This window comes from Pseudomonas cucumis (assembly GCF_030687935.1).
GTDB lineage: Bacteria > Pseudomonadota > Gammaproteobacteria > Pseudomonadales > Pseudomonadaceae > Aquipseudomonas > Aquipseudomonas cucumis.
Genome location: NZ_CP117454.1, coordinates 6178910 through 6203293, shown reverse-complemented (window position 1 = coordinate 6203293; position 24384 = coordinate 6178910). Strand labels below are relative to the sequence as shown.

Annotated in this window: 22 protein-coding genes; 11 read left to right on the top strand and 11 right to left on the bottom strand. The window is 59.6% G+C overall.

Annotated features, from left to right (window positions below; translation table 11 throughout):
* The first annotated feature begins 48 nt into the window (after window positions 1–48).
* On the top strand, window positions 49–1242 hold the full coding sequence (locus PSH97_RS28235) for a DUF3142 domain-containing protein (protein ID WP_305447575.1): 1194 nt from the start codon (window positions 49–51) through the stop codon (window positions 1240–1242).
* On the top strand, window positions 1229–3361 hold the full coding sequence (locus PSH97_RS28230; RefSeq protein ID WP_305447574.1) for a hypothetical protein: 2133 nt from the start codon (window positions 1229–1231) through the stop codon (window positions 3359–3361). The genes PSH97_RS28235 and PSH97_RS28230 overlap by 14 nt, the downstream gene beginning before the upstream one ends.
* A gap of 3 nt (window positions 3362–3364) precedes the next feature.
* Here the strand turns inward: PSH97_RS28230 and PSH97_RS28225 are convergent, their stop codons facing one another.
* Complete coding sequence (locus tag PSH97_RS28225; protein WP_305447573.1) at window positions 3365–3994, bottom strand: LysE family translocator; 630 nt, start codon at window positions 3992–3994, stop codon at window positions 3365–3367.
* Window positions 3995–4139: 145 nt separating this feature from the next.
* Here PSH97_RS28225 and PSH97_RS28220 point away from each other — a divergent pair, with 145 nt between their 5' ends.
* Entirely contained in the window at window positions 4140–4613 is a 474-nt protein-coding gene (locus PSH97_RS28220) for an Lrp/AsnC family transcriptional regulator (RefSeq protein ID WP_305447572.1), read from the top strand.
* 72 nt (window positions 4614–4685) lie between these two features.
* Here the strand turns inward: PSH97_RS28220 and lpdA are convergent, their stop codons facing one another.
* On the bottom strand, window positions 4686–6086 hold the full coding sequence (lpdA, locus tag PSH97_RS28215; protein WP_305447571.1) for a dihydrolipoyl dehydrogenase: 1401 nt from the start codon (window positions 6084–6086) through the stop codon (window positions 4686–4688).
* A gap of 208 nt (window positions 6087–6294) precedes the next feature.
* Between lpdA and hflK (PSH97_RS28210) the strand changes: the two genes are divergently transcribed.
* The 5 genes from hflK (PSH97_RS28210) (at window position 6295) to cfaB (ending at window position 13655) form a co-directional block, all read left to right on the top strand.
* Entirely contained in the window at window positions 6295–8259 is a 1965-nt protein-coding gene (gene hflK, locus PSH97_RS28210; RefSeq protein ID WP_305449884.1) for a protease modulator HflK, read from the top strand.
* Window positions 8256–9305: a protease modulator HflC gene (gene hflC / locus PSH97_RS28205; protein ID WP_305447570.1), complete on the top strand. Its 1050-nt coding sequence runs from the start codon at window positions 8256–8258 to the stop codon at window positions 9303–9305. Before hflK (PSH97_RS28210) ends, hflC begins: the two co-directional genes overlap by 4 nt.
* Complete coding sequence (hflK, locus tag PSH97_RS28200; RefSeq protein WP_305447569.1) at window positions 9302–10360, top strand: protease modulator HflK; 1059 nt, start codon at window positions 9302–9304, stop codon at window positions 10358–10360. The genes hflC and hflK (PSH97_RS28200) overlap by 4 nt, the downstream gene beginning before the upstream one ends.
* Complete coding sequence (locus PSH97_RS28195) at window positions 10357–12267, top strand: heavy metal translocating P-type ATPase (RefSeq protein WP_305447568.1); 1911 nt, start codon at window positions 10357–10359, stop codon at window positions 12265–12267. The genes hflK (PSH97_RS28200) and PSH97_RS28195 overlap by 4 nt, the downstream gene beginning before the upstream one ends.
* 200 nt (window positions 12268–12467) lie before the next feature.
* The gene (gene cfaB, locus PSH97_RS28190) at window positions 12468–13655 is read left to right on the top strand and encodes a C17 cyclopropane fatty acid synthase CfaB (protein WP_305447567.1); all 1188 of its coding nucleotides are present in this window, start codon (window positions 12468–12470) and stop codon (window positions 13653–13655) included.
* Here the strand turns inward: cfaB and cls are convergent.
* Entirely contained in the window at window positions 13652–15091 is a 1440-nt protein-coding gene (gene cls, locus PSH97_RS28185; protein ID WP_305447566.1) for a cardiolipin synthase, read from the bottom strand. The genes cfaB and cls overlap by 4 nt on opposite strands.
* A gap of 131 nt (window positions 15092–15222) precedes the next feature.
* On the opposite strand from cls, the gene PSH97_RS28180 reads away from it, so the two are divergent.
* Window positions 15223–15744: a DUF3617 domain-containing protein gene (locus tag PSH97_RS28180; RefSeq protein WP_123357105.1), complete on the top strand. Its 522-nt coding sequence runs from the start codon at window positions 15223–15225 to the stop codon at window positions 15742–15744.
* 110 nt (window positions 15745–15854) lie between these two features.
* On the opposite strand, the gene PSH97_RS28175 is transcribed toward PSH97_RS28180, so the two are convergent.
* From PSH97_RS28175 to folE2, 7 genes are read right to left on the bottom strand one after another with little or no spacing between them, the layout of a single operon-like run.
* The gene (locus PSH97_RS28175) at window positions 15855–16718 is read right to left on the bottom strand and encodes a His/Gly/Thr/Pro-type tRNA ligase C-terminal domain-containing protein (RefSeq protein WP_305447565.1); all 864 of its coding nucleotides are present in this window, start codon (window positions 16716–16718) and stop codon (window positions 15855–15857) included.
* A 34-nt stretch (window positions 16719–16752) separates the two neighbouring features.
* On the bottom strand, window positions 16753–18090 hold the full coding sequence (locus PSH97_RS28170) for a dihydroorotase (RefSeq protein WP_305447564.1): 1338 nt from the start codon (window positions 18088–18090) through the stop codon (window positions 16753–16755).
* Window positions 18091–18092: 2 nt separating this feature from the next.
* On the bottom strand, window positions 18093–18653 hold the full coding sequence (locus tag PSH97_RS28165) for a gamma carbonic anhydrase family protein (RefSeq protein WP_305447563.1): 561 nt from the start codon (window positions 18651–18653) through the stop codon (window positions 18093–18095).
* A complete protein-coding gene (locus tag PSH97_RS28160) occupies window positions 18650–19525 on the bottom strand; it encodes a metal ABC transporter substrate-binding protein (RefSeq protein ID WP_305447562.1) in 876 nt (291 codons plus the stop codon). Before PSH97_RS28160 ends, PSH97_RS28165 begins: the two co-directional genes overlap by 4 nt.
* A gap of 11 nt (window positions 19526–19536) precedes the next feature.
* On the bottom strand, window positions 19537–20403 hold the full coding sequence (locus tag PSH97_RS28155) for a metal ABC transporter permease (RefSeq protein ID WP_305447561.1): 867 nt from the start codon (window positions 20401–20403) through the stop codon (window positions 19537–19539).
* Window positions 20403–21071 carry a metal ABC transporter ATP-binding protein gene (locus PSH97_RS28150; protein ID WP_305447560.1) on the bottom strand — a complete coding sequence of 223 codons (669 nt, stop codon included), beginning with the start codon at window positions 21069–21071 and terminating at the stop codon, window positions 20403–20405. The genes PSH97_RS28155 and PSH97_RS28150 overlap by 1 nt, the downstream gene beginning before the upstream one ends.
* Window positions 21068–21964 carry a GTP cyclohydrolase FolE2 gene (gene folE2, locus PSH97_RS28145; RefSeq protein ID WP_305447559.1) on the bottom strand — a complete coding sequence of 299 codons (897 nt, stop codon included), beginning with the start codon at window positions 21962–21964 and terminating at the stop codon, window positions 21068–21070. The genes PSH97_RS28150 and folE2 overlap by 4 nt, the downstream gene beginning before the upstream one ends.
* A gap of 86 nt (window positions 21965–22050) precedes the next feature.
* Here folE2 and PSH97_RS28140 point away from each other — a divergent pair, with 86 nt between their 5' ends.
* Complete coding sequence (locus PSH97_RS28140; protein WP_305447558.1) at window positions 22051–23259, top strand: N-acetylmuramoyl-L-alanine amidase; 1209 nt, start codon at window positions 22051–22053, stop codon at window positions 23257–23259.
* Between the two features lie 180 nt (window positions 23260–23439).
* Entirely contained in the window at window positions 23440–23910 is a 471-nt protein-coding gene (locus PSH97_RS28135) for a hypothetical protein (RefSeq protein ID WP_305447557.1), read from the top strand.
* 89 nt (window positions 23911–23999) lie between these two features.
* Here PSH97_RS28135 and PSH97_RS28130 read toward each other — a convergent pair whose 3' ends face one another.
* A complete protein-coding gene (locus tag PSH97_RS28130; protein ID WP_305447556.1) occupies window positions 24000–24377 on the bottom strand; it encodes a glutamine synthetase in 378 nt (125 codons plus the stop codon).
* Between the last annotated feature and the right edge of the window lie 7 nt (window positions 24378–24384).

Genomic DNA, 24384 nt, shown 5'->3' with positions numbered 1-24384 from the left:
CAAAGGGCCTTCAAAGGCCCTTTTTGTATTTCAGGGATAAGGTTTTTCATGGTGTTTTTCACACGCTTGATCGTTTTGCTGGCAGCGGTGTTGCTCAACGGTTGCGAGCGACCGGACGCGCCGCCGCTCGATCAGCAACTCTATGTCTGGCAACGGCAATGGACGTCGGCCCATGACGCCGCGTTGCGCGACAGCCGCGCCGATTTCTCGACTTTGCGCGTACTGGCCTTGCAGGCGTTTCCGCAGGCCGGCTGGAGCCGGGCGCGGATCGATTCGGCGCTGCTCAAGCGTGATGGTCGGCCGCTGATTGCAGTGGTTCGTCTGGATAGTCAGCTCAAGGGGCTGGATCAGAGCGAGGTCACGGCGCAAATCCAGCAGGTGCTCAGCGATTGGCAAGGGCAGGGGCTGATCCTCTCCGGTGTGGAAATCGACCACGATGCGGGTAACGCCCGGCTACCGGCCTACCGCGAATTCCTCACGCATTTGCGCACTGTTCTGCCGGCTTCCTTACCCCTGAGCATCACCGCGTTGCCGGCCTGGCTCGACAGCCCAGAATTGCCGACGCTGCTGGCGACGGTCGACAGCAGCGTATTGCAGGTGCACGCGGTGAGCGATCCACGGCGTGGGCTGTTCGATCCGAGTCAGGCACGGCAGTGGGCCAAGGCCTGGAGCCGTATTACCTCGAAACCATTTTATCTGGCGCTGCCGGCTTATGGCGTGGCGTTGTTGCCGGGGGCCGATGGCGCGCCGGTCGTGGAAAGCGAAGTGCCCATCGAGCGGGGCGGCAAACGCCGGGAGTTACTGGCGGATCCGCTGCAACTGAGCAAACTCGGCGCCGAGTTACGCGCCGATCCGCCGGCTCATCTGGCCGGGCTGATCTGGTTTCGCCTGCCACTGGTCAATGATCGCAGGGCCTGGAGCCTGACGACGCTAATCGCGGTGGCACGTGGCAATACGCTCGACAGCCGCGTGGGGCTGAAGCTCTCGGCGCAGGACGGCCTCTACGACATCAGCGTCAGCAACCAAGGCAATCTCGACAGCGCCTGGCCCGAACGCCTGACACTGGCGGTACAGGGCTGCGATGGCGCCGATGCATTGGCCGGTTATGCATTGCAACAACGCCCGGATCTGCTTACCTTCACCCGCCTGCGCGAGGGTCGAATACCGGCCGGCGGGCAGCGCGCCATCGGTTGGGCACGCTGCGCAACTATTGATCAAGGAGGTTCGAATGTTCACCCGTAACTGGCCCCGCCATGTGCTTTGCCTGAGCCTCAGCCTGCCGTTGGGTTCGGCGCTGGCCTGCGGGCCGGACTTCCCCATGCGCCTGCTGGACAACCGTGGCCAGTCGCTGGCGGAACTGCCGGAAGGCAACTTCAATTTTGAGATCAGTCGCCTCGGGCATGCCATCGCGGGCCTGAAGAACGTCACGGCGGCCACCCATAATCCGGATGACGGCTACGGCGATGCGCCCGATTACTCCGATCAGCGCAACACAGCCGAACAGGCCGGTTTGACGCCTGAACAGCAAGCACTGGTGCAACAGCTGCGTAGCCTGACCGATGCCCGTCAGGTTGAAGAGCAAGGCGCGAGTCTGCCCATTGAGCACATGTTCTATCTGGCGGGTGCTGTGGCGTTCAACGCCGGTGATCATGGCCTGGCCACCGAATACTTCCAGAAAGTGCTGGCACTGCCGGCGGATCAACGGGCGTTGCGCAGCACCTGGGCGGCGTACTCGTTGGGCCGGGCACTGTTTGCCATGAGTTCAGAGGCAGATGCCGGCCCGGACCTGCTGGCTCAATCGCGCAAAGCCTTCGAAAAGACTCGTCAGCTGAGTATCGACGGCTTCAGCGACCCGTTGGAATTGGGTGTTGCCAGCCTCGGCGAAGAAGCGCGAGTGGCCCGCACCGCCGGCGACTGGGACAACGCCATCGAACTCTACGCCACGCAAAACCTCCACGGTTCGGCGGTGGGTTACAGCTCGCTGAAGTGGCTGATGACCGATCTGGCGGCGATGCCTGACGATCAATTGGCCCGATTGCTCAAGGGCAAACGGGTACAGCAATTGGTGACGGCCTCCTTGATCAGTCGACAGGGCTGGTCATTCGGTGATCAACCGCCCAGCGAACAGAAACTGATCAAACTGCTGCAAACCAGCACCCATGGCAGCCTGGATAATGCTGATCGCCTGGCGGCAGTGAATTATCAACAGGGCGATTACGCCAGTGCCAAAGCCTTCCTCGAACAGGCCGGAGACGGTGGCCTCGCATGGTGGCTGCGGGCGAAACTGGCGTTGCGTGATGGCGACAAAAACGCTGCCGCGGCGGCCTATGCCAAGGCAGCCCAGGCCTTCCCGCAAAATGAGTCCTGGGGCGCGCGCCGGACCCCGGATTGGGATTATGAAACGCTCCAGCCCAAGTGCCGGGTCGACGGCGAAAGCGCGATCCTGGCCCTGCAACGCGGCGATTATCTGCAAGCCTTTGATCAGCTCTATCGCAGCCAATACATTTACTGGTACGACGCGGCCACCGTTGCCGAGCGGGTGCTGACCCTCGATGAACTCAAGCAGTACGTCGACACTCAAGTGCCGGCACCGCCGCCGCTCAGCCAGCAGGATCGCGACAATTATGTGCCGTTGTCGGTAGCCGCGAACCTGCGCAATTTGCTCGGGCGGCGCCTGCTGCGCGAAGGACGTTATGACGAAGCCCCGGCATACTTCGACAACCCGGAATTGCAGGCCAAGGCCAAATGGTATGGGCAATTGCGCAAGGAGGCCGAATCCAAATGGTGGCCGACCTCCCAGGCATTCGCTTACTACTACGCCGCGATACTGGCCCGCTACGATGGGATGGAGCTGTTGGGCTACGAGATGTCCCCGGATTACGTGACCTTCGGCGGCAATTACAGTCTGGAAGCTCCGGAGCTCAAAGTCGGACCGCTGATGACCGATGGCGAAGTGCAGCGTCAGCAAGCTACGGTGGCGCAACCTGATGAGCGTTTCCATTACCGTTATGTTGCCACGGCTCTGGCGAGCAAGGCCGCCGATCATTTGCCCCACAGCAGTCAGGCGTTTGCTTCGGTGCTATGCAAGGCCTCAGGGTGGGGCACCAGCCTGCAAGAGCAAAGCGCGTTCTATCGTCGTTATGTCGAGGAGGGACCCTATGTGGTCTGGGCCGGTGATTTCGGTCATCAATGCCAGGAGCCGGACTTCCAGAACGCCGACAAGCGCTATGTGACCCAGGCCACTGACGCTATGCGGTCAACGCTGCGGCCCTACAAAAAACCATTGCAGATCGGCGCCGTGTTAGCCGTTACGGCAGCGGCGCTGTTGTTGATCAGTCGCCGCCGTCGAAAAGCGCGATAACGCTCAAGCTTGTTGAACAAAGGTCAGCCGCACCGCAAAACCAATCAGCAGGCTGCCAAACAACCACTGTTGTACCCGTTGGGCCGATGGACTGCGTTGCAGCCAACGGCCCAGCGCGGCGCCGACCAGCGCGTAGGCACTGTCGAACAACAACCCTACGCCGACCAGCATCACGCCCAGCGTTGCAAATTGCGCAAGCACCGGTCCTGCTTGAGGGTTGATGAACTGTGGCAGTAGCACCGAGCAGAACAGCAGCGCCTTGGGGTTGAGCAGGTTAGTCAGCAAACCACGCTGGATCGCCTCGCGCCAATGCGGTTTTTCGGTGGTTGCGTTTGTAGCGTTCAAGCTGGGTAGCATCGTGGTGCGCAGGCACTGAATGCCGATCCACAGCAGGTACGCGGCTCCGACCAGGCGCACCACATCGAAGGTCCAGGGTGCCGTCTTGAACAGCGCCGCCAAACCCAATGCAGCCAAGGCCACATGAAAACCGCGCGCCACGCCCAGCCCCAACGCCGTGGCCAACGCCGCGCCTTTGCCCTGACGCGCGCCGGTTTGCAACAGCAGAATCATGTCCGGGCCGGGCAACAGGTACACCACCGCCAGCGCCATGAAAAACAGCCAGAGTCCTGCCATGTTGCACCCCATTCGTTGTCGATTTGGTGGGATCAGTCTATGGCTGAAGAGCAGGGCAGGTGGTTGCGTAGTCAGCTTCTAAAGTGTCGATATTTGGCATAACCTGCCATTTTGTGATGATTGAACCATCGGGATCTGCCAAACGATGAAACTGGACGCCTACGACCGCAAGATTCTCGCGGCGCTGCAACGGGACGGTCGCCTGAGCAACGTGCAATTGGCCGACGAGATCGGCCTGTCCGCCTCGCCGTGTTTACGTCGGGTACGGATGCTGGAAGAGGCGGGGGTGATTCGCGGCTATCAGGCCAATCTGGATCGAGATGAAGTGGGCCTTGGGCTGACTGTGTTTGTCGGGGTCAAAGTCGAACGACACAACGATGAACAGGCCGAAGCCTTTCGCCTGGCCGTAACGGCATTGCCTGAGGTGATTTCGGCGTTCCTGGTGTCAGGGGAATCAGATTTTCTGCTGCAAGTGGTGGTGCCGGATTTGCGCGCCTATGACCGTTTTCTCACCGGGCGACTGCTGAAATTGCCGGGTGTGAGCGACATCCGCAGCAATTTCGCGATTCACACGGTAAAGACGCCGGGGGCATTGCCGTTGGAGCATCTACCCAACTGAAAAGCGAAAAGATCGCAGCCTCTACAGGTATACGCACAAGGAGCTGCCGAAGGCGGCGATCTTTTGATCTTTCTACATCTGCGTCGCCATCCCCTCCACATCCATTGCCGCCTGGCGCAATGCCTCGGAGCGGGTCGGGTGGGGATGGCAGGTCAGGGCGATGTCTTCGGCCGAGGCGCTGAACTCCATGGCCACGCAATATTCGCCAATCATTTCACTGACGCTGGGGCCCACAAGGTGCACGCCGAGGACTTCGTCGGTGCGCTCATCGGCCAATACTTTGGCGAAGCCTTCGGTTTCATGGTTGATCTTCGCTCGGCTGTTGGCGGTGAAGGGAAATTTGCCAACCTTATAGGTGCGACCTTCGGCCTTCAGCTGTTCTTCGGTCTTGCCGACACTGGCCAGCTCCGGTTTGGTGTAGATCACGCTGGGGATCAGGTCGTAATTGACCTCGCCGGCCTTGCCGACGATCTGCTCGATGCAGGCCATGGCTTCGTCTTCGGCCTTGTGGGCGAGCATCGGCCCCGACGTGACATCACCGATCACCCAGACGCCAGCGGCCTCGGTGCGGTGGCCCTGATTGGCGAGCATGCCGCGTTTGTCCGTGGCGAGACCGACGTTTTCCAGTCCCAGGCCTTGGGTGTAAGGTCGCCGACCAATGGCCACCAACACGTAATCGGCTTCAAGCAACTCGGCGGTGCCACCCGCGGCCGGTTCGACGCTAAGCTGAACACCGCTCGCCGACGTCGTGGCGCTGGTGACTTTCGTACTCAACTTGAAGCTGATGCCTTGCTTGCTCAATGAGCGCTGAAGGGTCTTGCCCGCTTCGCCATCCACACCGGGGCAAATCCGATCGAGAAATTCGACCACCGTCACCTGAGCACCCAGGCGCCGCCATACCGAGCCCAGCTCCAGGCCGATCACCCCGGCACCGATCACCACCAGGTGCTTCGGAACTTCGTTCAGCGACAGGGCGCCCGTGGAGTCGAGGATGCGTTTGTTATCGATGTCCACACCGGGCAGGGGAGTGGGTTCGGAACCGGTGGCGATCACGATGTCCTTGGCGCTCAGCTCGGTTTTGGCGCCCTGGCTGTCGGTCACTGTGACTTTGCCCGGCCCGTCGATGTGGCCCCACCCCTTGATCCAGTCGACCTTGTTTTTGCGAAACAGAAACTCGATGCCCTTGGTCAGCCCGGTGACGCTTTCATCCTTCTGTTTCATCATTTGAGCAAGGTTGAGGACGGGTTTGACCTCAATCCCCAAGTTGGCGAATTCCGCCCCCATGGCCGCGTCGAAGAGTTCGGAGGCATGCAGCAGGGCTTTGGACGGCATGCAGCCCACATTCAGGCAGGTCCCGCCCAAGGTGGCGCGGCCTTCCACGCATGCCGCTTTCAGGCCCAGCTGGCCGGCGCGGATCGCTGCGTTATAACCGCCGGGGCCTGCGCCCAGAATCACGACGTCATAGGTGCTCATAGTGGTACTCCTGGTGAAAGGGGGCAGGATCGATAAAAGTAGCCTTCGATAAAAATTACGAACGTAATATGTGCGTTTCGAGCCATTTCGGTCAAGGCTTCAGCTTGGCGACAGGTTCAGCGCTTTTAGATAGAACGATTTACGACGAATATTTCACCACTTTCGTTATATCGTAACGAATTGTGATGTGAGCGATGGCTGGGGTGGTATGCAAGTCGATCTCGATGGCGATGGGGCACAAATAGCAGCGCTGCCGCGCTTTCAGCAGGCGGTCGTTCAAGGGCGTCGATTGCGACAGATCGCAATCGGTCTGGGTGCCTTGGCAGCAGCAGGGTGGGTACTGGCGTTTTTTGTCGGGCTGTTTGCGCCGCAGTCGTTGTGGGCGGCGTTGCTGGTCAATCAGAGCGCCGGTTTGCTGGTGTTGGTTGCGGGTCTGCAATCGGCCTGGTGGGTAACGCAGTGGCGTGCGCGGGCGATGAGTCCGGCGGTGTTGGTGCCTGTGTCCATGGCTGAGGAAGTCGTTTCCACCGAGGGCTGGTACGAGCGGTTGCTGGACCGGATCAGTCAGCGTTGGTGGCGCTTGTTGGGGCAAATCGGTGCACCGACGCTATGGTTGGGTGGCTGGGCGTTATTGACGTTGTACAGCATCGAGCAAGTCTGGAATCTGGCCCTGCCGCCCGCTGCGTTGGGATTGTCGGCCAGTGTCGGCGCTGCGCTGTCGTTGCTGCTGGCTTTCGGTTTGTTGGTGCTGGAGCGACAACTGGCGCAGGAGAACGTCGCCCAATGGCCCGAAGCAGGGCCGTTGGCGCAGCTGACGCGGGTGGCGATTATTTGCCTGGTGCTCAGCGCTCTGTGTTTGTTGTTCGGCAATGAAACGTCAGTCTGGCCGGTGCGTCTGGCGGTGCTGATCGGCTTGCTGCCGGGGCTGGTCGCCGTCGAGTTGCTGCTGCGGGCCGTGTTGTCGCTGTTCAGTCCGCGTCGGGAACAGCTGGAGCCGGCCTTGCTGGCGCGAAGTTTTATCGCCGACATGCTGCGCTGGCCGCCGCAACCCCTGCTCGCGTTGCAGCACGAAATTCACAACCGCTTCGGTATCGACCTGCGGCAAATCTGGGCCTTTACCTACATGCGCCGGGCGTTTTTGCCGGTGCTGGCAGTGGTGGCAATCGTCGGTTGGTCGCTCACCGGCATTCACGAAATCTCGCTGCAAGGGCGCGGTATCTATGAGCGCTTTGGCAAACCCGTGGAAGTTTTCGGCCCTGGTTTGCACGCCGGTTTGCCGTGGCCACTGGGCCGAGTGCTGAGCGTCGAAAATGGCGTGGTCCACGAGTTGGCCACCAGCGTGGGCGAAACATCGGCACCGGTCGCAGCCGAGCCTGCCGAAGGCCCGGCACCGGCAATTGCCAATCGCTTGTGGGACGCTAGCCATGTGAACGACAAATCCCAGGTCATCGCCAGCAGCCGCGCCGACAAACAGAGCTTCCAGATCGTCAACATGGACGTGCGCTTCGTCTATCGCATCGGCCTGAGTGATCAGGCGGCGCTGGCCGCGACCTACAACAGCGCCGACGTGCCAACGCTGATCCGCAGCACCGCCAGCCGGATTCTGGTTCACGACTTCGCCTCGCGCACCCTCGATGGTTTGCTTGGCGAGGACAGGGTAGGGCTCGCCGAAGAGATCGGTCGCGCCGTGCAGGCTGACCTGCAAAAACTCGACAGCGGCGTGGAAATTCTTGCCACTGTGGTCGAAGCCATTCACCCGCCAGCGGGGGCGGCTAACGCTTATCACGGCGTGCAAGCGGCGCAGATTGGCGCTCAGGCATTGATTTCCCGCGAGCGCGGTGCAGCGGCGGAGGCGACCAATCAGGCGCAATTGCAGGCCAGCATTGCTCGCGATCAAGCCACGGCCAGTGCGCATGAAATCAACTCGAGCGCTCAGGCCGCCGACCTGAAATTTGCCGCCGAACGAAAGGCTTATGCCAGCGCCGGCCAGGCCTTCGTGCTGGAGCAATACCTCAGTCAACTGACCCAAGGTTTGGCCAACGCCAAGCTGCTGGTTCTCGATCATCGTCTGGGCGGCAGCAGCAATGCGCCGACTATCGACTTACGTACATTCACGCTGCCGGCTGACCCTACGCCGTCGCGTAATTCCGCTCAGCCAGGAGCCGTCCATTGAGCCAGCCGACGCCTACACACAATCGCGATCACGATGATCACGCCGGCCACGATCACGGCCATGGCGGGCATCACCACGGTCATCACCATCATCACCACGGTGATCCACAAGAAGCTGGCCCTTTCCCGTGGCGCCGAATGGGTTGGGCGGCGCTGCTGGCGGCGTTTGCCATTGCGGCGGCGAGCCTCGTGCAAGTGCGTTCGGGCGAGGCCACGGTCATCACTCGTTTCGGCAATCCATCGCGGGTGTTGCTGGAACCGGGTCTTGGCTGGCGCTGGCCGGCGCCGTTCGAGGCGGCGATTCCGGTGGATCTGCGGCTGCGCACCACCTCCAGCGGTTTGCAGGATGTGGGCACGCGCGATGGTTTACGCATCATCGTGCAAGCCTACGTAGCCTGGCAGGTGCAGGGTGATCCGGACAACGTGCAACGCTTTATGCGCGCCGTGCAGAACCAGCCGGACGAAGCCGCGCGACAGATTCGCACTTTTGTCGGCTCGGCGCTGGAAACCACCGCCAGCAGTTTCGATCTGGCCAATCTGGTAAACACCGATGCCAACCAGGTGCGCATCGCCGATTTTGAAGCGCAGTTGCGTCAGCAGATCGACCAACAGTTGCTCACCACCTATGGCGTGCGCGTGCTGCAAGTCGGCATCGAGCGTTTGACGTTGCCGTCGGTGACACTCACCGCGACGGTCGATCGTATGCGCGCCGAGCGTGAAACAATCGCCACTGAACGCACGGCCATCGGCAAACGCGAAGCGGCGCAAATTCGCTCAGCCGCCGAGCGTGACGCGCGAATCGTGCAAGCTGATGCGACGGTGAAAGCGGCGGACATCGAAGCTCAATCCCGCGTCGAAGCCGCGCAGATTTACGGCCGGGCCTACGCCGGTTCACCGCAGCTCTACAATTTGCTGCGCTCTCTCGACACTTTGGGCACCATCGTCACGCCAGGCACCAAACTGATCTTACGTACCGATTCCGCGCTGTTTCGGGTGTTGGTTGACGGTCCGCCGACGCTCGATAACAAATCCGGGTCGCAGCCATGAGTTTAGTTCCACGTGGAACACATGAGTTGAGCAGCCCTTGGATTCAGGCTGGGCGCTTGGCTTTTTTGGCGCTGTACGCCGTGACTGTGCTGGCTGCTTTGGCGTGGGCATTCTCCAATGTGCGGCAAATCGACCCGCAAAATCGTGCCGTGGTGCTGCACTTCGGCGCCCTGGATCGCATTCAAAATGCCGGTTTGCTGTTGGCGTGGCCGCGCCCGTTTGAGCAGGTCATCCTGTTGCCGGCGGCGGATCGGGTGATCGAGCGCCGTGTGGAAAATCTGCTGCGCACGGATGCCGCATTGCAGGCGGATCGAGTGGCGAGTTTCGCCACGCCCCTCAGCGATGCGCTTGCCGGCTCCGGTTACCTGCTGACCGGTGATGCAGGCGTGGTGCAACTGGATGTGCGGGTGTTCTATAAAGTCACCGAACCGTATGCCTTCGTTCTCCAAGGTGAACATGTGCTGCCGGCACTGGATCGGCTGGTGACCCGCAGCGCCGTGGCGCTCACCGCCGCGCGAGATCTCGACACTATTCTGGTGGCTCGACCGGAACTGATCGGCGCCGACAATCAGGCCGCTGAGCGCCGCGAACGTCTACGCGGCGATCAGGTGCGGGGCATCAATCAGCGCTTGGCCGAACTGACGGCGACCGGGCAAGGGTTGGGCATCGAAGTGGCACGGGTCGATGTGCAATCGAGTTTGCCCGGCCCGGCGGTGAACGCGTTCAACGCAGTGTTAACCGCCAGTCAGCAGGCCGACAAAGCCGTGGCCAACGCACGCACTGAAGCCGAGAAGCTGACGCAGTCCGCCAACGAACAAGCCGACCGCACGCTGCAAGTGGCTCACGCTCAAGCCAGCGAACGCCTGGCCAAAGCCTCTGCCGACACCGCCACGGTGCTGAGTTTGGCCAAGGCGCAACAGCAGGGCACTGACCCGCAGATGCTGCTGCGTATTTACCGTGAACGGATGCCGAAGATTCTCGGGCAGGCCGGCTCGGTGACCACGGTTGATCCGAAAGACGATTCCCGCCTGATCATTCAGGGAGCTGCGCAATGACTGCCCAAACCGCCGCCGCGCCGAGCATGTTGTCCTCGGCTGAACAACGTAGCGCCGCGCGCCAGTTGACCCTGGCCATGCTTGCACTGGGGTTGCTTGCGCTTGGGTTGAGCTGGCGCTGGTTGTCGCCGGAGCAGACCGGTGTCAGCCAATTGCTGCTGGGTTTTGCCTCGTTGCTGGTGGCCGTGCCGGTCATGCGTTCGGCGTGGTACAGCCTGCGTTATCCGAGCCTGCACGGGATCACCGATCAGTTGATTGCCCTGGCCATGCTCGGCGCCTGGGCCACCGGCGATCTGCTCACTGCGGCGTTGCTGCCAATCATCATGATCTTCGGTCACGTGCTGGAAGAGCGCAGCGTAATCGGTTCCCAGGAAGCGATTCATGCCCTCGGCAAACTGACTCGCAGCCATGCGCGCAAGATTCAGGCTGACGGTTCCGTCCTTGAAGTCGACAACGGCACCCTCAAGGCCGGTGACCTCGTGGAGGTGCGTGCCGGTGATCGAGTTCCAGCGGATGGCCGAGTGTTGTCCGGGCAGGCAAGCCTCGACACCGCGTCGATCACCGGTGAGTCGGTGCCAATGGAGGCCGATGTGGGCATGTCGGTGTTCGGCGGGGCGATTAATCTTGATGGCCTGCTGCGCATTGAAGTGACCCGCACCGGTCACGAATCGACGCTGGGTAAAGTCATCGCACTGATGCAAAACGCGGAGCGTTCCAAGCCGCCGATCACGCGATTGCTCGAACGCTATGCCGGCAGCTACATGGTGCTGGTGTTGCTGCTGGCCGCGGTGACCTGGTTCATTACCAACGATGCGCAAGCGATGCTCGCGGTGTTGGTGGCGGCTTGTCCTTGCGCGCTGGTGTTGTCGGCACCGGCCACGGCCATCGCCGGGGTGGCGGTGGCGGCTCGGCACGGGATTCTGATTCGCAGCTCGGCGTTCCTCGAAGAGTTGGCTGACCTGACGTCGTTGGTGGTCGACAAGACCGGAACCCTGACATTCGGCACCTTGCGCCTGCAATCCATCGACAGTCCGCTGGAGGATCGCAGTCACGTACTGAAACTCGCCGCCAGCCTCGGTTCCGCCAGCAGCCACCCGGTCAGCCGCGCCTTGGCCGGGTTGGTCACTCAGGAACACTTTCTGTTGCTCTCCGACATTCACGAGCGTCAGGGACTGGGGGTAGTGGCGATGACCGAACAGGGCGAAGCGGCCCTCGGTCGTCCGGAGTTGTTCGCGCAATTGGGCATCGCCACATCAGCGGTGCCCGAACACGACGGCCCGATTGCCGGGCTGGCACTCAACGGTGAGTTTCTCGCCTGGTTGTTGCTCGCCGACAGTGTCAAACCCGAGGCGCGGTTTGCCTTGAGCGAATTGCGTGAACTGGGTTTGGGGCGACAGCTGTTGCTCACCGGGGATCGGCAGAGCGTTGCGCACACGCTGGCCCGGGATGTGGGCATCAGCGATGTTGAAGCCCAGGCCTTGCCCGAGGACAAACTCAACCGTGTACTGAAAGAAATCGGCAGCGGGTTCCGGCCAATGGTGGTGGGAGACGGTATCAACGATTCCTTGGCGCTCAAGGCCGGTGTGGTCGGCGTGGCCATGGGCGCGGGCGGTGCGGACATCGCGCTGGCCTCCGCTGATATCGTATTGATCGGCAGCGACCTGCGCCGGCTCGGAACCTGTGTGCGCTTGAGTCGCCAATGTCGGCACACCTTGCAGGTCAACGTGATCATCGGTTTGGGCTGGACCCTGGCCATCGTCGCGTTCGCCGCATTCGGCTGGCTCGGCGCGGCAGGGGCGATGATTGCCGCCCTGTTGCATAACTTGAGCACGTTATTAGTACTCGGTAATGCCGGACGTTTGCTACGCTTTCAGGAACCCCTACTCAAGCTTAAGGATGAGGTGTGAGCGTCTACAACTTTTCAGAACTGTGTGCCGGATTTGTAGTCATCTAGGGTAAGGCGGTCATTTTCAACGATCGCCCGTTGGATGGGTTTCAGTGTTGCAGGCAACACCGGGAATAGAAAAAGGCTATTAATTCGATAGCCTGCTATTTTTCAAGGATGGTCTACCCTCAGATTTGACGTCTGAAACAAGGGGGACTTTTCATGCTCGCGCAACTTCCACCGGCCTTACAGAATCTGCAGTTACCGCTTCGCTTGCGACTCTGGGACGGCCATGAGTTCAATCTGGGGCCGACGCCCAGCGTCACCATTGTGGTCAAGGACCCACACATGGTTACCCAGTTCACCCATCCCAGCCTCGACGCGTTGGGGGCGGCGTTCGTCGAAGGCAAGCTGGAGTTGGAAGGTTCCATCAGCGACGTGATTCGTGTCTGCGATGAGTGGAGTCAGGCGCTGGTCAACGAAGACGAAGATGCGCAACCGGTGCGCACGGTTCATGACAAAGAAACCGACGCCAAAGCCATTTCCTACCACTACGACCTCTCCAACGCGTTTTACCAACTGTGGCTCGACAGCGACATGGCGTATTCCTGCGCCTATTTCGAGACCGGTAGTGAAACTCTGGAGCAAGCCCAGCAGGCCAAGTTTCGCCACTTGTGCCGCAAGCTGCGGTTGCAACCAGGCGAGTATCTGCTGGATGTCGGTTGCGGCTGGGGCGGGTTGGCGCGGTATGCGGCTCGTGAGTTCGGCGCCAAGGTGTTCGGGATCACGCTCAGTAAGGAGCAATTGGCGCTGGCCCGTGAACGGGTGAAAGCCGAGGGCCTGGAGGATCAGATCGAACTGCAACTGCTCGACTACCGCGATTTGCCTCAGGACGGGCGCTTCGACAAGGTGGTCAGCGTCGGCATGTTCGAACACGTCGGCCACGCCAACCTGGCCGAGTACTGCAAAATCCTGTTCGGTGCGGTGAAAGAGGGCGGGCTGGTGATGAACCACGGGATCACCGCCAAGCACACCGACGGTCGCCCGGTTGGGCGCGGCGCTGGTGATTTCATTGAGAAGTACGTGTTCCCCAACGGCGAGCTGCCCCACCTGGCGATGATCTCGGCCGAGATCAGCGAAGCGGGGCTGGAGATCGTCGATGTCGAGAGCCTGCGCCTGCATTACGCACGTACCCTGGACCACTGGAGCGAACGCCTGGAAGACAATCTGGAAGCTGCCGGCAAACTGGTGCCGGATCAAGCTCTACGGATCTGGCGGTTGTACCTGGCAGGGTGCGCTTATGCCTTCGCCAGAGGCTGGATAAACCTGCATCAAATCCTCGCGGTAAAAGCCCATCCCGATGGCAGTCATGAATTGCCCTGGACCCGCGACGACATTTACAACCCTTAAAGAATCGGTGAAATCAGCCGGGCGATCCGCATGCCGATCTGTTGCAGGCGGTGGGTCTCCCGGCTTTCTTCTTTGGCGATTTCGTGAGCCTGGGCGAAGTCATCGTTGAGCATCTGTTCCACTTGCGCGGCAAACGCGCTGTCGACGGTTAGCAACATCACTTCGAAATTCAGCCGGAACGAACGGTTGTCCAGGTTGGCGCTGCCAATGGCGCTGATTTCGCTGTCGATCAACACTACTTTCTGATGCATGAACCCCGGCTGGTAACGGAACACGCGCACGCCAGCATGTACCGCTTCGAAGGCGTAAAGGCTGGAAGCGGCGTAGACGATCCGGTGATCCGGCCGCGACGGCAATAAAATCCGTACATCCACTCCGCGCAACACAGCCAGTCGCAACGCGGCGAACACCGCTTCGTCGGGGATGAAGTAAGGGCTGGTGATCCACACCCGCTCCGTCGCCGCATGGATGGCTTCGACGAAGAACAGCGAACAGGTTTCGTAGGAATCCGCCGGTCCGGTGGCCAGCAATTGGCAGAGTACGCCGTCATCCGGATAAACCTCCGGCAGGATCAGTGGCGGCAGCGAACGTGCCGCCCAGAACCAGTCTTCGGCGAAGGATTCCTGCATGCAGGCCACCACCGGCCCGCGCACTTGCACGTGGGTGTCGCGCCATGGCGCCAGGGGTGGTTTTTCACCCATGTATTCGTCGCCGACGTTGAGCCCGCCGACAAAACCGACAATCCCGTCGACCACGACGATCTTGCGGTGGTTGCGGAAGTTGACCTGAAAGCGGTTGAGCCAGCCGCTGCGAGTGGCGAAAACTTTGACCTCGATACCGGCATCGCGCAAGGGTTGCACATAACCGTGGGGCAGGGAGTGGCTGCCGATGCGGTCGTAGAGCAAGTAAATCGCCACGCCTTCGGCAGCTTTCTTGGTCAGTAAGGTATGCAAGCGTTGTCCGAGGCGGTCATCGTGGATGATGAAGAACTGAATCAGCACCGCTTGCCGGGCGTTGCTGATGGCGTCGAAAATCGCATCGAAGGTAGCTTGGCCGTCGATCAGCAAGTGCACTTCATTATTCGCCAGACACGGCATGCGTCCCAGTTTCGGCATGGCCCTCAAAGACGCGTAGGCGCTGGAGGCGCGAGCAGCCAGAGCCTCTTCAACCCAGGGGCGCCAGTTCAACTCGGAGATTGCTTTGCGCATTTCCTCGTTGGCTTGTCGACGGGCCTTGATATAGCCATCGAACGTGCTGCGGCCGAAGACCAGATAAGGGATTAGCGTGAGGTAGGGAATGAACAGCAGGGACAGAGCCCAGGCGATCGAGCCTTGAGCGGTCCGAACGGTCAATACGGCATGGATGGCGGCAATCGAACCCAGCGTGTGCAGCAGAGCGATCAGATAACCGAAAACATGCGGTCCAAAATAATCCATGGGGCAGCCTTGCTCCTGAAGATTCAATGCTTAAAAGACCATGATCCGTGCAGAATGTCGCTATTTAATTGGCCCATGAACCGAAGCCCATGGCTGACGTCTAACGGCCACTAATGATCAGGAGTTACTCGATGAACGTTCGTCTGCTGGGTTTGGCCATTGCGTTTGGTTTGGCGCTTCCTGTAGCCGCTCAGGCGCAGATGCTGCAACCGGGGTTGTGGGAAATGACTTCAAGCAACATGAAGGTCGATGACCAGAACCTGCCCGACCTGCAACTGATCCTCGGCCAGATACAGAGTCAGATGACCCCTGAACAGCGCGCGCAGCTGGAGAAGCAGGGCATTACCATGGGTGGTAAAGGGATTCGGGCGTGCCTGACGCCTGAACAGGTGAAGACTGACAACATTCCACTGACGGACCCACAATCGGGCTGCAAGCAGCAAATCACCGAACGTACCGGCAACCAATGGAAATTCCGTTTCAGCTGTCCGAAAGCGCAAGGTGCGGGGGTCGCCACATTCCTCAGCGATCGTGAGTTCACGACCAAGGTCAATGGCACTTTCAACGCCACCGGCATTCAGCAGAAGGGTAGCCTCGATACTCGCGCTGTATGGCTGGGACAGGATTGCGGGACTGTTAAACCCAGAGCTTAAAAGCTTCGCGGGCGAGGCTCGCTCCTACAGGATTTGTGTCGTTCGCACGATCACGAAACGACATTGATACCCTGTAGGGGCGAGACTCGCCCGCGAAGGCGTCCGTTTAGTCACCTTGAATTCAACAATTCACACACCGCTTCAATCCCTTTCTCCCCGAAATCCTCTCCGCTGCTGCTGCGAATACTGACAAACCCGCCTTCCTTTTCCTTCTCTCCCACCACCAACAGATACGGCACTTTCTGGCTGTGCTGGCGAATCTTGTGGCTGATTTTTTCGTTACGCAGGTCCGAGTTGGCCCGCAGTCCGCGGCGGCGCAGCGTCTCGGTCACCGAGTGTGCATAAGCGGTCTGACGCTCATCGATGTTCACGACCATCACCTGCGGCGGTGCTCGCCAGTTGTCCAGCTCCTGTTGGCTGGACCAGCACGTGCCGTAGATCCGTTGCTGCGACGTGCCGCTGATATGGTCCAGAGCGAAGGCCTGTAACACCTTGGTGGTGGGAACATGCGGGCCTGCAGCGAAACTTTCAAAATCCCCCAAGCGATACAGCGATAACCGTTCAGTTGGGCGGATCGAATGGTTGGTCGCCGCCAGTGCATGCATGCGCGCTTCAATCAGGGGCAGCTCGGCCAGAGTTAAGGAGCGCTGGAAAGCAAACTCATAAAAGAAACCATCACCCAGCGATGATCCGGCCCGCAACTGTGCATGCGGATGGAGCTGCTTCACGGCCATGGCCAACATCAGCGCGCAGGAACGGCGAAGGATCTCCAGGCCATCGGGCTCCTGAGGTGTGACGATACTGACTCGGGCGTCGCCCTCGATCAGGAATCCACAGTCCACCAACACGCCGTCGACCCGACCGGCCACCGCCGCGTTGGCCAACCCGAGACTAATAGTTGCAGCGACTTCATACACAGTCAGCGGCTGATCGTACTCACGCAACGAACCATCGGGCAGGGTGATGTGGATCATGATCGATGTTCTCGAATGTTTTCGACAACGAGCGCTAGCGCATAAACCGCAGGGGTAAACCCTGGCAGTTGTCATTAAGACGTTTGTCGTGCCAGGCAATTTGCCCCGACACGACCGTAGTACTGACGCTGTGGCGAAAGCGATGGTGGGTGAAGGGCGTCCAGCCGCATTGAGAGAGGATCGGTTGCCGGGAAACGGCAAGGCCATCGGGCTCAGGTTTGATCAACACCAGATCTGCCCAATAGCCTTCGCGCAGGTAGCCGCGGTCGGGGATGGCAAACAGATCGGCGACCCGGTGACTGGTCTTGGCCACGAGGGTGGTGATCGGCAATATCTCATCGGACACCAGCTCCAGCAACGCGGGCAGGGCGTGTTGCACCAACGGCAACCCGGACGGCGCCTGGCTGTAGGGCCGCTGTTTTTCAGCCCAGGTGTGAGGCGCGTGATCGCTGCCGATCACATCCAGTCGATTGCTCAACAATGCTTTGCGCAAAGCATCGCGGTCGGCCTGAGTCTTGATCGCCGGGTTGCACTTGATCAGGTTGCCAAGGCTTGGGTAGTCGCGATCATCGAACAGCAAGTGATGCAGGCAGACTTCGGCGGTGATGCGCTTCTGGGCCAGTGGCTGGTCTTCGAACAGTGCCAACTCACGGGCGGTGGTCAAGTGTAAAACGTGAAGTCGGGTGCCGTGTTGTCTGGCCAGATCAACGGCCATTGAGGAGGAGCGAAAGCACGCTTCGGCATTGCGGATCAGCGGGTGAGCGGCGGGCGGAAGGTGCTCGCCGAACAGTTCTCGCAGGTTCGCGGCATTGGCCTCGATGCTGGGCGTGTGTTCGCAGTGGGCCAACAAAATGGTCGGCACCTCGGCGAAGAGCCGCTCGAGAATCCGTGGATCGTCCACCAGCATGTTGCCGGTGGAGGCGCCCATGAACACTTTGACCCCGGCCACCTCGCAAGGATTGAGCGCAGCGACGGTATCGAGATTGTCATTGCTCACGCCGAAATGAAAACCGTAATTGGCCACCGAGCTGGTCGCCGCCCGACGCTTCTTGTCGGCCAGCGCTGCGAGGGTCAAGGTGGCCGGGGAGGTGTTGGGCATGTCCATGAAACTGGTGATGCCGCCGGCCACCGCCGCTCGGGATTCAGTATGGAAGCTGCCCTTGTCCGGCGCTCCGGGATCGCGGAAATGCACCTGGTCATCGATCATGCCCGGCAGTAGCCATTGACCGTTGGCGTCGATTTCCACGGCGGCTGTTTCACCTTCAATGCTGCTGGCGATCTTGACGATGCGACCGTGGCTTACCAGCAAATCACCGTCGAACTCACGACCTTCATTGACCAGCCGGGCATTGCGAATCAGCACGCTGCTCATGGTCAGAACTCGTTCTGCAGAGCTTTGTAGCCGCGCACCAGATCGACGTTGGTGCGGGCCACGTCTTCGGAAAACTCCGAAGCGCTGACGCTCACCGGTGGGAACTGCGACAGGTCAGTATTGGGACCTATGCGCGTGGTGGAGGGCACATAGAAGTCTTCAGGCAAATCACGACCGTCGACCACCGAGTTGTGTCGCACCACGCAACCGTCGCCCACTTCGCAGTTGAACAGCACGCTGTTGAACCCTATGAAAACGCGGTTACCGACGGTGCAGGGGCCATGCACGATGGAACGGTGGGCGATGGAGCTGAACTCGCCGATGGTCACCGCCGCGCCGGACTTGGAGTGGATCACCACGCCGTCCTGAATGTTCGAATTGGCGCCGATGGTGATCGCTTCCATCTCTCCCGAGTCGTCCACTTCATCGGCGCGAATCACCGCGTACGGACCGACGAACACGTTCTCGCCAATCACCACTTTGCCGCAGATGATGGCGGTTTTATCCACATACGCGGACTCCGCAATCAACGGCAGATCGCCGGAAGGATTCTTGCGGATCATGGCTTGCTCAACGCCTCATACAAGGTGTTGAGGTTGTATTCGAACAACCCGGCGAACGTGCTGGCCGGGCCGGTCGCCGCAAGGGCATCGGAGTACAGCGTGCCACCAATATGTGCGCCGCTTTCATCGGCGACTTGCTTGAGCAGGCGTGCGTCCTTGATGTTTTCCATGAACACCGCTTTGACCTTGGCCTGACGGATCTGGGTGATCAGCGCAGCGACTTCGGCGGCCGAGGGTTCACGTTCGGTGGACAGACCTTGTGGCGCCATGAAGTCGATGCCGTAAGCCTGACCGAGGTAGCCGAAGGCGTCATGGGAGGTCACGATTTTGCGGTTACCCGGTGGCAGCGAACCGAGCTTGGCTTTGGCCTCGGCGAGCAAGGCGTAGATCTTTTTCAGGTAGGCCTGGCTGTTGTGTTCGTAGTCGGCTTTGTTGGCTGGGTCGGCGGCGATCAGTGCTTTGGTGATGTTGCTGATGTACAGCTCGCTGTTTGCCAGGTTGTGCCAGGCGTGTGGATCGGGAATGGTTTCGCCGTCTTCATCCAGCGAGCGTGGAATGACTCCGTGGCTGGCGCTGATGACCGCAGCTTTGGTCTCGGTGCTGGTCACCAGACGGTCCAGCCATGGCTCGAAACCTAGCCCGTTCTTGATGATCAGTCTGGCCTTGAGCAATGCCTTGGCATCGTCTGGAGTCGGCTCGTAGGTATGGGCATCGGCGTCTGGCCCGACCATGTTGGTGATCTGAATATGGTCGCCGCCAACCTGATGGGTCATGTCGGCGAGGATGCTGAAGCTGGTGACTACCTGGAGTTTTTCCGCGGCGGACGCCGACATCGACAGCATCAAACTGAACAGCACGAGTAAAGCGCGCATCGGGTAACACCTCATTGGGATGTGAGCAAAGGCGGGCGGCGCAGCAAACCGTGCACCGGACCGAACACCACGGACAGCAGATACAAAGCGCCAGCCACCAGCACGATCGCCGGGCCGCTAGGCAGTGAGTAGTAAAACGACAGCAATAATCCGAACCAGACCGAGAGACAGCCGAGCAGTGCGGCGATGGCGATCAGTACCGGCAAGCGACGACTCCAGAAGCGAGAAGCCGCGGCCGGCAACATCATCAAACCGACCACCATCAACGCGCCGATTGCCTGGAAACCGATCACCAGGTTCAGCACCACCAACGTCAGAAATACCCCGTGAGCCAGAGGCCCGAGGCGGCTAACGGTTTGCAGAAAGAGCGGGTCGAGGGTATCCAGCAACAGGGGTTTGTAGATGAGGGCCATGGCGATCAGGCTGAAGCCCGAAACCCAAATCATGCCGGTCAAAGTCGGCCCGTCGACCGCCAGTGCGGAGCCAAACAGAAGGTGCAACAGGTCCAGCCGCTTGCCGGCGATACCGAGGATCAACACGCCGCTGGCCAGCGATATCGGGTAGATCGCGGCCAGGCTCGCGTCTTCCCGCAGGCCGGTGCGGCGGGTGATCCACGCGGCCAGTCCAGCCATGCTCAGGCCGGCACCGAGGCCGCCGATGGTCAACGCGGGCAAACTCAAACCGGCGAACCAGAAGCCCAATGCGGCACCCGGCAAGATACCGTGAGCCACCGCGTCGCCGATCAAACTCATGCGCCGCAGGATCAAAAAAACCCCAAGCGGAGCGGTGCTGCACGCCAGAACGAGACCACCAAGCAACGCTCGGCGCATGAACACGAATTCGTGGAACGGTTGCCAAAGCTGAGCGGCAGCGATCATCAAGCCACCTGCGTCTGGGGTTGTTGGCGAATCAGATCGGTGCTGGGGCCGAGGACGCAGCCGCTGCTTTTGATCAATAGGGTTTGTGGGATGTGTTGGCGCACGGCGGCCAGGTCATGACACACCACGACCAGGGTTCGACCTTCGGCATGCCAGGCGTGGATGTGTTTCCAGAGCAGCGCCTGGCCGAGTTCGTCGAGCGCGGCGTGGGGTTCGTCGAGCAACAACAAGGGAGCTTCGGCGAGACTCAACCGGGCGAGTAGGGCACGCTGCAATTCGCCCCCGGAGAGGGCCATCAATGGGCGATGCTCCATGCCGGTCAGGCACCAGTCTTCCAGCGCAGACTTGAGGCGTTGGCTGCGAATCTCTGGAGCTTGTTTGCTGCCCCAGAAACCTGCGGCCACCAACTCTTGCAGACTGATGGGGAATTGCCGGTCCAGGTGTTGTTGCTGTGGCAGAAACGAAAGGCCGCCTTTGCGTGGAACATCAATGATGACTTTTCCGGTCAGTGGCTTTTGTAGACCGGCGATGACTTTCAGGAGGCTGCTTTTACCCGAGCCGTTGGCACCAATGACAGCGGTCAGGCTTCCTTTGAGTAACTGGAAATCCACCGACGGAGTGAGCGGTTGACCGGGAGCGCCCCAGCGCAAGGCTTGGCATTGGATCATGCGGCCTCCCAATTCCAGCGACTTTCGGCGACAGCATCGTGGGCGTGAAGACTTTCAGCGTGAACGACTCGTACGTGAAAAGCGTTGATGCCCGGGGAGCGTTTCAGGGTCAGGTTCAAGCGTCGGGCGGCGTCTTCGCAGAACATCAGGTTCTGACCGTTGGCGAGGGCGAAAGCTTGTTCGTCGGCGCGTTTCACGGCGGTTTGCACGGCGGTGCCGAGGGCTGCTTCCGCATCGTTGATCGCGGCAATCAGCGGCAGGTCACCCAGATAGTCGTCCAGACGCAGCTGCAATTGCGCATTGCTGCGTTGGCTATGCGGCGTGGCGACGATGCCTTTCGTGGAACCGAGCCAAGCCAGAACGTCGGCGTGTTGCAGCGACTTGTTGGCAAAATCATCAACGAATTGCTGCTGAATCAACTGCCGCGAAAGCGCTGCTGAGCACGGGCAGGTTGAGGAATAAGGAACGTCGATTTTTAGTTCCACGTGGAACATCGCGTTTTTCAAACTGGCTTCGATGCTCACCGGATAGGTTTTCCAACCGGCTAGCGGACTGATGAGCGCGGGTCTTTTGAGCAATAGATCGGTATGAATTTTTAGATAAGCGTTGTGGGAAAGTCCTTCATGGCTCTGAAGAAAACTCTGCAAGACTCGCCGCAATAACGCGGGTGAAAGATTTTCCTGCTCAAGCATTTCCAACGCTAGATACAGCCGCGACATGTGTATGCCGCGCGCCTCTCCATCGTCGAGACTAACGCCAGCGTCGGCTTTTGCGCTCAGTCGCTGGCCATCGAATAAAACAGGAAGAGCAATGCCGCACATGCCCACCCAATCGAGTGGCAGGGCTTGGCGTGAGGCCTGCGCGGCGATATCCGGCAGAGTCAGCGCATTCATGAGCAGGTCCATCGTGGGAGTTGATTTGGCATGTTATATTATAACAATCAAATCGACGATGCCTTTTTCGTGAACGAGCTTTCATCATGCACAGACGTCACTTGCTCAACCTGATTCTGGCCAGCGCGGCCTTCGCGTTACCCTTTGGTGCGTCGGCCACGCAAATTCGCAATGCACGACTGTGGCGTTCTGACGACAAGCTGCGACTGGTGTTCGATCTGAGCGGGCCGGTGCAATACAAGACGTTTTCCTTGAGCGCTCCTGAACGGCTGATCATCGACCTGAGTGGCGCCAATCTCAGTGGCGACTTCAGTCAGTTGGCACTCAGCAACACGGTGATTCGCGCAATTCGCTCCGGACATTTCGGCCAGGGCGATACGCGGATCGTCCTCGACCTCAGCAGCCCGGTGCAGCTCAACAGTTTCCTGCTGCCGCCCCAGGACGGGCAGGGGCATCGATTGGTGCTCGATCTGAAGACCGCTGCGCCGCTACAGATCGCGGCGGTGCCTTCGGAAAAAACTGAACCTGTCACCGACAAGGCCCACCCCAAGCGCGACATCATCGTGGTGGTTGACCCTGGTCACGGCGGCAAAGACCCGGGCGCGGTCGGTGCCAAAGGTGAGCGGGAAAAAGACGTGGTGCTGTCGATCGCTCAGCTGCTGGCCAAGCGACTGAAGCGCGAGAAGGGCTTCGACGTGAAACTGGTGCGCAACGACGACTTCTTCGTCCCGCTGCGCAAGCGCGTGGAGATTGCCCGCAAGCACAAGGCCGACATGTTCATCTCGGTCCATGCGGACGCGGCGCCGCGTCTGACCGCTTCAGGTGCGTCGGTGTACTGTTTGTCCGAAGGCGGCGCGACCTCGGCCACGGCGCGCTTCATGGCGCAACGTGAGAACGGTGCAGACCTGCTAGGCGCAACTAGCCTGCTCAATCTCAAGGACAAGGATCCGATGCTCGCCGGGGTAATTCTCGACATGTCGATGAACGCCACCATCGCCGCCAGTTTGCAGCTGGGCAGCACGGTGCTCGGCAGCCTGGCGGGCATCACCACGCTGCATCAGAAGCGCGTGGAACAAGCGGGATTCGCTGTATTGAAGTCGCCGGATGTGCCGTCGATTCTGGTGGAAACCGGCTTCATCTCGAACGCCCGCGACAGCCAGCGACTGGTGACTGCCCGCCATCAGCAAGCCGTGGCGGATGGTTTGTTTGAAGGTTTGCAGCGCTATTTTCAGAAGAATCCTCCGGTTAATAGCTATTTGGCTTGGCTGAATGAACAGAAGCAGCTATCGACGTGAGCCAGAATTAAAGTTCGCTTATTTAAATGTCAGTCAAGAATAACAAACAGATCTTATATAGCCAGAAAGTCTTTGTTTTCATAGGTTACCTATAAGAACTGACAGTAGACGATGTGTCAGTCATCACTTTAACTAGCAAGGGTAAAACAATTTAAATTTATTGAGTGATGAGGTGTGATTATGCGTTCTATTAAATATGTTGAGGATTTCGACGCGCTAGAGGATAAGAGATATGAACCGGGGGAAATGCTAGTCACTCCTCATATGACATTTGTCACTACCTCCCCAAGCAACTCGCTGGGGATGAGTATTGGAATGGTTCGATTCGAAGAAGGGTTTAACGAAAAAGGTCTCTTATCAGATAATCATAGTCATTTTGGACCTGGGGATTTAATTGTAACGTTCAGGTATCCCCGTATCAAAGGCTTTGAGTTTGCTTTTCATGGATATAACGCTCATAGATATGTATGTAAATGTTTTGATCAGGGTGGACAGCTTATCAATGAACTGCCGCTGAAAACCGATGAGGCCCATTTCGTTAGATATGAGCGAGGTGAAGAAGAGGGTTATATTTCACGACTTGAAATTAATTTTTGGTCGGATGGTGCATATATGGCGGTTGATCTATTTAGTATATGGAAAGAAGAATAGCCATGCGCCTCTTCCCATAGTCGATACCCGGTGGCTTTTGACTCGGGGCGTCTTTTTACCTTTTTACGACAGGGCAATTCGCTTGTATCTCAGCAGCCGGTCATCCGGCTACACGTGAACTTGCCGCTGCCGCCGCCGGAGCTGGAAAACCGATTGATGGTTGTCCAGCCAACCCGGCGGTTGTAGCCGACCCAGGCTTCGCCATCGGATGCGATGCCAGTAAAGAACGTCAATTGCCCGTAGCGACTATTGGTTTGCGCCCACTGGCGTTTGCTGGCCACTTCGAAGCCGCGCAGATAGATCGTGCTACCGACGGTGTTAACACTGTAGGCATTGCCGTCGGCATCCACGCAGGCCAGCAGATTGGCGCTACGGGTGCAGTTGGCCAGGCTCGGAACTTGTCCCCAGGCATCGACCGCGATCAGCAACGAAAGGCTCAACAGCGAGAATTTAAGGGCGTTTCCCATGGCATTT